General features: G+C 63.9%; 1 protein-coding gene. It reads left to right on the forward strand.

What is annotated here, in order from left to right; translation table 11 throughout:
- Positions 1-233: hypothetical protein (locus DM813_RS28355; protein ID WP_164897187.1), on the forward strand; the 233-nt coding region annotated here is incomplete at both ends.

Here is a 233-nt window from a genome sequence, read left to right on the forward strand (position 1 = left end):
GATACCAGTATCGCCAAACAGAACCTGGTGGGTCGCGCCCTGACCCGCAACCAGGCCGACATCGAAGCAGAAACCCGCATCGCTTTCGCCAAGGCCCAGGCTGCGCAGGCGCTGACGGCAGAGAACATGGTCGAGGTGCTCGACAGCACCAGCGTCTGGTTCGAGAAGGTTGCCGACCTGTTCACCAAGGCGGATGCCACCGTCGAGGCGGCCATTGCTGCGGGCAGCTGTCG

This window comes from Pseudomonas alkylphenolica (genome assembly GCF_004025535.1).
Taxonomy (GTDB): domain Bacteria; phylum Pseudomonadota; class Gammaproteobacteria; order Pseudomonadales; family Pseudomonadaceae; genus Aquipseudomonas; species Aquipseudomonas alkylphenolica_A.